Annotated in this window: 2 protein-coding genes; one reads left to right on the forward strand and one right to left on the reverse strand. The window is 46.7% G+C overall.

The annotated features are described in order from the left end of the window. Positions 1-187 precede the first annotated feature (187 nt). Positions 188-4,204 carry a C25 family cysteine peptidase gene (locus VFC92_13795; GenBank protein HZK09252.1) on the reverse strand — a complete coding sequence of 1,339 codons (4,017 nt, stop codon included), beginning with the start codon at positions 4,202-4,204 and terminating at the stop codon, positions 188-190. A gap of 221 nt (positions 4,205-4,425) precedes the next feature. Between VFC92_13795 and pta the strand changes: the two genes are divergently transcribed. Continuing rightward, a complete protein-coding gene (gene pta / locus VFC92_13800) occupies positions 4,426-6,519 on the forward strand; it encodes a phosphate acetyltransferase (GenBank protein HZK09253.1) in 2,094 nt (697 codons plus the stop codon). The last annotated feature ends 507 nt before the right edge of the window (positions 6,520-7,026 follow it).

Here is a 7,026-nt window from a genome sequence, read left to right on the forward strand (position 1 = left end):
TAATTAGTTTTAAAGAATGAGTTCATAAACCGCAAAATTACATTTTTTTAAAAAACCTTAAAAGTTTAATTTTAAAACTTCTCCACAACCCGATAACTTCTTCTTTTGCCTACAACTCCGCCTCATAAAAAAACCCCGACAATCCAATTGGACGCCGGGGCTCATCATGAAAAACATTAACTCTATTTTATTTAATAACCACTTTTCGGATGGTTACATTTTGATCAGTTTCTAAGCGCAGGTAATAAATGCCTGCAGCATATTCTGAGATGTTGAGCTGCTGTGCAGCAAATCCTGACAACTTCCCAATTTCATGACTGTAAACAGTGCTGCCCTGATAGTTGAGCAGTGTGTAGCGTGCCGAGGTGGCCGCGCCAGTGATGTTGATGTTGAGAACAGTTGAGGCAGGATTAGGATAAATACTGAGACTTTCGATGTCGTGATTGCCAATGCCAGTGGTGCCTTCACCAAAACCGTCGGCTGCCATGAGATAGAAATTCACCGTTGTGGTTCCGCCATTTTCGATGGTGATACCATTGGATGTAACCGGCTGATATCCGATAGCATTGCAAATAACATTGTAAGTGCCGCCCATCAGGTGCAGCGTGTAATAGTGTCCGAACGGTGTTTCGTGAGATACTGCGCCATAGTCGCCATTCACTGTGGTGATCCATGCATCGTCTATCACCAGGTTGGTGGCTGCATCGCGGATAAAGCCCTGCAATTTGCCCTGGATGTTTCCAATTTCTACATGAACGGGCTGTGCAACTTCCGATTCACCTTCAGCATAAAGAGCTGTTACTGAGTACCAGTGGCTGCCGGCAGGAGCATTGTTATGAACATAGGTCATTCCGGGCTGGTTGGTAGCCACCACCTGATTATCCATGTAAACATGATAACTGCTCACAGCTGAAGCCATGGGTAGAGGAGCTTGCCATGATATTGTAACATTCGTTCCGGTTACTGAACAAGAGACGTTTTGCGGAGGCTCCAGATACATTTCAGCACCAATCAAAACTGTGTAATCTTCCACTTCGCCATAGCTTGAATTTCCGCAAGGCTGTGGGTCGGAGCTATAGGTCATGCGAATACGCATACGATACTGGCCGGATTGCTGCCCTGCGGGAGCTACAATGTTTCCAGTAAATGTAGCACCGCCACCGTTACTTGTCAGCACGAATGTCTCATTGGAGTTGTTGCCAAGCTCTTTGTCAAGATTCCAGTCAATCCAAACCGTTACTTTATCGCTGCTCCAGGCATTACCGTTGGTGATGGTAATGGGTACAGGCACGCCGGGTTCGAGCGTAGTGGTAAGGTCGGTATAATTAGCAACACCACCTTGCCATCCGCTGCTGTTGTCGATATCTCCGAAAACAACTTTTGAGATAAATTCGTCAGTGTAGGTAGTCGAAGCCTCGCAGTAATCAGAAAATTCTATCTCCAGAATATCCTGCTGGCTGATGCCCATGTCGGCGGTCATATTGATATTCAGTTCAGCCGTATGACCAAAGGGTGTATTGGCAGCAGCATGAACCATATAAGTAGCTGTGCCCGTTGCTCCCGGAGCTAAATTACCAATTTGCTGTGGTGTCGTAGTAAGAACAGATACGTATTGATCGGTGCTTAGGAGTTGTGCCTTTACACCAAAAGCATTTGAGGAACCACTATTTTCGATGGTCACCAGCATGCTTACGGTTTCGCCCGGATCGAGGAAGCCATTGTTATTTCCATTGGGGTCACTAATTGTATAGCCTGCAAATTTCAGCTTAGGAGCATGTGCAACAACTGTAGCATAGCTGTCCCAAACTACGGTTCCGTCGGTGGCGCTTAGCTTAAGGCTTACATTGTGTCCGTCGGGAATGTCGTTGGTAGCCTGGATAGCAAAAGCATTGTTGACAGTTTTGGTGGCGCCGGGGCCGATGTTTCCAAAAGAGGCACTTCCGTCGATGATGGTGATGTAGGGATCGGTGGTGGTCATGGTAACGTTAACGTTGTTAGCAGCAGCCACACCCACATTTTTCATGGTCATATCCATGGTTACGCTTTCACCATAGTCGAGCAGGCCATTGTTGTTGCCTGAAGCATCGTGAATCACATAGGAATCACCTACAACATAAGCACCTTCAAGAGCGGCAGCAGGAACCTGCACCATGTATGGTTTGTAATTCGGTTTGGTAACCACGATATCAACTGGTCCTCCCGCAAGAACAGGAGTAAGCGGAACCTGCACAATGCCGGTTGCACCAACCAATGCGGAGCCATGCAATACGCCATCTTTAGAAATACCAACATAAGAACCAGGCTCTGCGGTAACTTCATAAGTTGGGAGGCCGATGGGAAGGATGGCCATGTGCGAAACGTTGTTGACGATACCTTCGGTATGGTAGGCTACCAGTGATGGGTCGCCCAAAACGTTGTAGGCCTGCCAGTAATAAAGCGGGCTGCTGTGGCTGGGATAATTCTGAAGATGAACTTCGGTAACGGCAAGGTTGCCAACCAAAACGATCCCTCCGGTACTTACATAATCACCGTTGAAAGGAGCGTCGTAGGAGCCCCAGGTGGTTTCGGCAAAAGTAGGCACATAGCCGTTGTTGTTGCCCTGGAGTGGGAAAGCGCCCACCGACCAATAAAAGTCTTCGAACCAGTAGCTGCTAGGCGAAGAGCCGATGTAGGCTACCGAGCCTTTGTTGACACCACGCTGCCAGGTTTCGCCGATACATTCGGTATAACCGAAGTCGGCTGCCAGACAGCAGTTGCCAACGGCCAAAGGATATTTTCCGTTATTAACAAAAGCATTTACTGCGCTTTGCGACAGGCTTGGATCACCCCAGGAAGTCTGGCCGCAGTGTGCTGAATAGTTGATCATCGATACAGCAATTTTTTCAGGACTGTAACAGCCGGTATAGGGGCTGGAGAGATAATCGTTAACATTAACAAAACCGTGGGCAGCATTATAGTAATTTATCGTACCGTACTTCACGGTAGGCTGTCCAACAAGTGGATTCCAGTTACCATCAGCGCCGGCGATAAGCGTAACGTCGTTGAGATAGCTAGGATCGGCAAACTCATACTTTTCGTAATAGAGCGTTTTGGCTATCTGCGTAAGCAACTGCGCCGAATTGGTGGCCGAAAATCTCCCGTAATACATCTCCGGGAAGTAGTCACCATCGACGCTGGCATAATACAAGTCGGTCATTTTGCCAGACGACGAACCCATGTTAGACGGAAGTTGTGGGGTATCACCAACGAGCAGAACAAAACTTGGTGCCGGATCGGTGGGAGTTCCTGCATTGTATTGTGCGTGAATCCAGGTTTGGATGGCTGAATACGTTGTTCCGATAACGTCGGTGTAGGCTGTGATTACTTCAAAACCTTTCATAGTTTTCCATTCGATGAAACTCTGCAGTTCGCTCTCAAACATACGCGGGGCGACGATCAGATATTTCACGGGATATTTGGTAAGGTCGGGATGCGCAGGATAACCGCCGCCACCCAAAGTGTTGATGAGGCTCTGCTGAACAACATCAAAATAAGGCGAGTAGGTTGATGCTTTTACATACTCCGTCAACGCCCGGTCGACATTATCAAAAGTAATTTCTACTTCCACGTCGTTATAAACGCGAATGACGCCTTTTACAGGATTGTAATTGACAGGAGCCACAGTGACGCGGGCAATGCGATAACCACGCAACACGCCAAGCACCTCTACCGATGCCAGCTCGGGGCTGATAAAACCATCTTCCTGATAAATTTTTCCATCATATTCAAAGGGAACATCCGAGGCCTCCTGATCTTTGCGAATCGAAGGCTGCACCGGCATAATGGGGCTTGCAAGGCCATGATCGGCAAGCTTATACTCGGTTACAGAAAAGTTTTTGACTTTTACCGATACTTCGGCGCCAAAAGGTATTTCGATTAGTTTTTTGAATGCCGGCAGCTTGGGAGTACCCAATGTACCCACGGAATATGCTCCGGGAATAAATAGTTCACTAAACGCGCCACGATCAGTCTCAACGTTGATACTATTAATACCTTTTAATGTAAATGTAGCATCGAGCTGATTCATGTTATCGGTGCCCACTTGCACCTCATCAGCCTGACGGTCGAAGTCGATGGCAAGATTCTGCGCCTGCACGTCAAAGCTAAAAAACAATCCGGCAGCAAAAAGCATCGTCGCCAGGATTTGCATAGTAAATCTTCTCATAATAAAAATTTTGGTTTAAAAATTAGTTTGTTGCTAACAAAACGCAAAGCTACAGTATTTAAAAATTACCACCCATTTTTCTTAGGAGAAATTTGAAAAAACGCAACTTGCCCACAATTGTAAGATTGCAGTAAAGTATTTTAAAGTCGCCGGGATCGGCCAATCCGAATAATCATCGTTATTTTGCAGACATAAATTTTATCACTTTTTTCCAACAAATTATGTCAAACAATCTTTACATCGCTGCCGCTGAATCAGGGGCAGGAAAATCACTCATTACATTAGGTTTTATGGAGCTGCTTTCGCGTCATGTGAAGCGAATTGGTTTTTTCAGACCTGTTGTGCTTGCCAACAGCGAAAAAGATGCTCATCTGCGGCTTGTCGCCGAACGCTATCAATTGCCCTTTAAGTACAACGACATGGTGGGAATGAGTAGTACACAAGCGCTGGAACTCATGGAAGCCGGCGATTTCGATACGCTCCATACCACCATTATTAATAAATATAAAAAACTGGAGAAGGAGTGCGATTTTATTCTGATAGAAGGTACCGACTTTCGAGGCACCATTATTCCTTTCGAGTTTGACATCAACGCACAATTCGCCAACAATCTGGGAGCACCTATTCTGGCTGTAATCAACGGGCATGGAAAATCTGCAGTAGAGATTGGCGAAAATCTTCATATCGTCCGCGACACATTGACACAGGAAAAATGCGACCAAATTGGTACCTGCATCAACCGCGTGGATGAGAAAAATCTTGAGGCCGCCAAAAGCATCTTTGCACGCCACGGAAAACCCGGCGAAATCAATTTCGTAGTTCCCGAGAAGAGCCTGCTGCAAAAACTTACCATGCGGCAAGTTGTAAATGCTCTTGGCGCAAAACATATCTATGGTGAAGACGAATATCTGAATCATGATGTGATGGAGTTTAAGGTGGCAGCCATGGGTCTGGAAAAAGTGCTCAAATTATCTACCGACCAGATGTTGGTTATCACCCCCGGCGACCGCACCGACGTGCTGGTCGGACTTTTTATGAGCATGCTGGCCGATAACTTTCCGAAAATTTCCGGAATATTGCTTACCGGCGGCATCGAACCCAGCGAACAGCTACGCCGGCTGATGGATGGGATAAAACAAATTCCTATGACGGTGTACGGCGTAGAAACGGATACTTTCGAAACGGCCATGCAGGTGGGCGCCATCCATCCGGTGCTTACCCCTGAGAACGATCGCCGGCTTACAGCAGCACTCAGCCACTTCGAAGCCAACGTGGATGTGGATGTGCTCGGACAGATCCTGCGCATCACCCGCTCGCGCATGATCACGCCCATCATGTTTGAATATGAACTTTTTGAGCGCGCCCGTGCCAATCGCAAACACATCGTATTGCCGGAGTCGGAGGACGAACGTATTTTGCGCGCCACTGAGATATTGCTCAAACGCAATGTGGTGGACATTACCTTGCTTGGCAACAAAGAAAGAATACTGAAACAAGCGCAATCATTACAATTAAGCCTCCAGGGCGTAAACATCATCGACCCCAACGACAATGATCTGGGGAAAGAATATGCCGCTGAATATTACCGCCTGCGCAAGCACAAAGGCATTACCGAAGAGCAAGCCCTCGAGCTGATGCATGACGTGAGCTATCTAGGAACAATGATGGTGCACAAAGGTTACGCCGACGGAATGGTGTCGGGAGCAGCGCATACCACGCAACACACCATCCGTCCTGCTTTTGAATTTATTAAAACAAAACCCGGTGTTTCCATTGTCAGCAGCTCATTTTTGATGTGTTTCGACGACCGCGTGCTGGTGTACGGCGACTGTGCCGTAAATCCCAACCCAGACGCCGAACAACTGGCCGACATCGCCATCAGCAGTGCCGAAACCGCCATCAACTTTGGCATTGAGCCACGCATCGCCATGTTGTCGTATTCTACCGGCGAATCAGGAAAAGGCGAGGATGTGGAAAAAGTACGCAACGCCACGCGCATAGTGCGTGAGCGGCGCCCCGACCTTAAGGTTGCAGGCCCCATACAATATGATGCCGCCATCGAACCTAGCGTAGCTTTACAGAAAATGCCCGGCAGCGACGTAGCCGGTAAAGCCACCGTTTTTATCTTCCCCGATCTTAACACCGGCAACAATACCTACAAAGCCGTTCAGCGTGCTGCAAATGCCGTTGCCATTGGTCCGGTGCTTCAAGGCCTCAACAAACCCGTGAACGATCTTAGCCGTGGATGCCTCGTCAAAGACATCGTCAATACGGTGGTAATCACAGCCATTCAGGCACAGGGAATGGAGGGTTGATTTTTCCAAAAAATCTATCAAATAAAAAAAAGGCCGCTCGATCAGAGTGGCCTTTTTTATAAAAATATGTTTGATAATGATTTTTACATTTCACTGGTGATCCGTTCCAGCACCAGGTCTATCAGGCTATTGATAGATTGATGATAATCTTTTGAATAAGTGCTGTTGGCGCGCCTGTTTTCCGAGTAAAATTTATGGTATTAATGTAAGTAGCACAATGAGAGGTGTTTACAAATTATTATAGCTGTAAATCTGGTGTCCCGATTTATCTACGAACAGAAGCTTTCACCAATCATTTTCAGATGAAACCTTTATAAATAGTACAATACAGCGGTTCATAAATGACATTGATAATACTAATTTATAAAAATGGGTGCCTTTTTCGGAAGACAGGAAATAAAAAAGGCCGCTCGATCAGAGTGGCCTTTTTTATAAAAATATGTTTGATAATGATTTTTACATTTCACTGGTGATCCGTTCCAGCACCAGGTCTATCAGGCTATTGAT

The sequence above is a fragment of the Bacteroidales bacterium genome (assembly GCA_035647615.1).
In the GTDB taxonomy this organism is placed as follows: Bacteria; Bacteroidota; Bacteroidia; order Bacteroidales; family 4484-276; genus SABY01.

Bases quoted from the DNA above. Each gene is read 5' to 3' on its own strand.
- VFC92_13795 (HZK09252.1), bottom strand. From the start codon at position 4,204: ATGAGAAGATTTACTATGCAAATCCTGGCGACGATGCTTTTTGCTGCC.
- pta (HZK09253.1), top strand. From the start codon at position 4,426: ATGTCAAACAATCTTTACATCGCTGCCGCTGAATCAGGGGCAGGAAAA.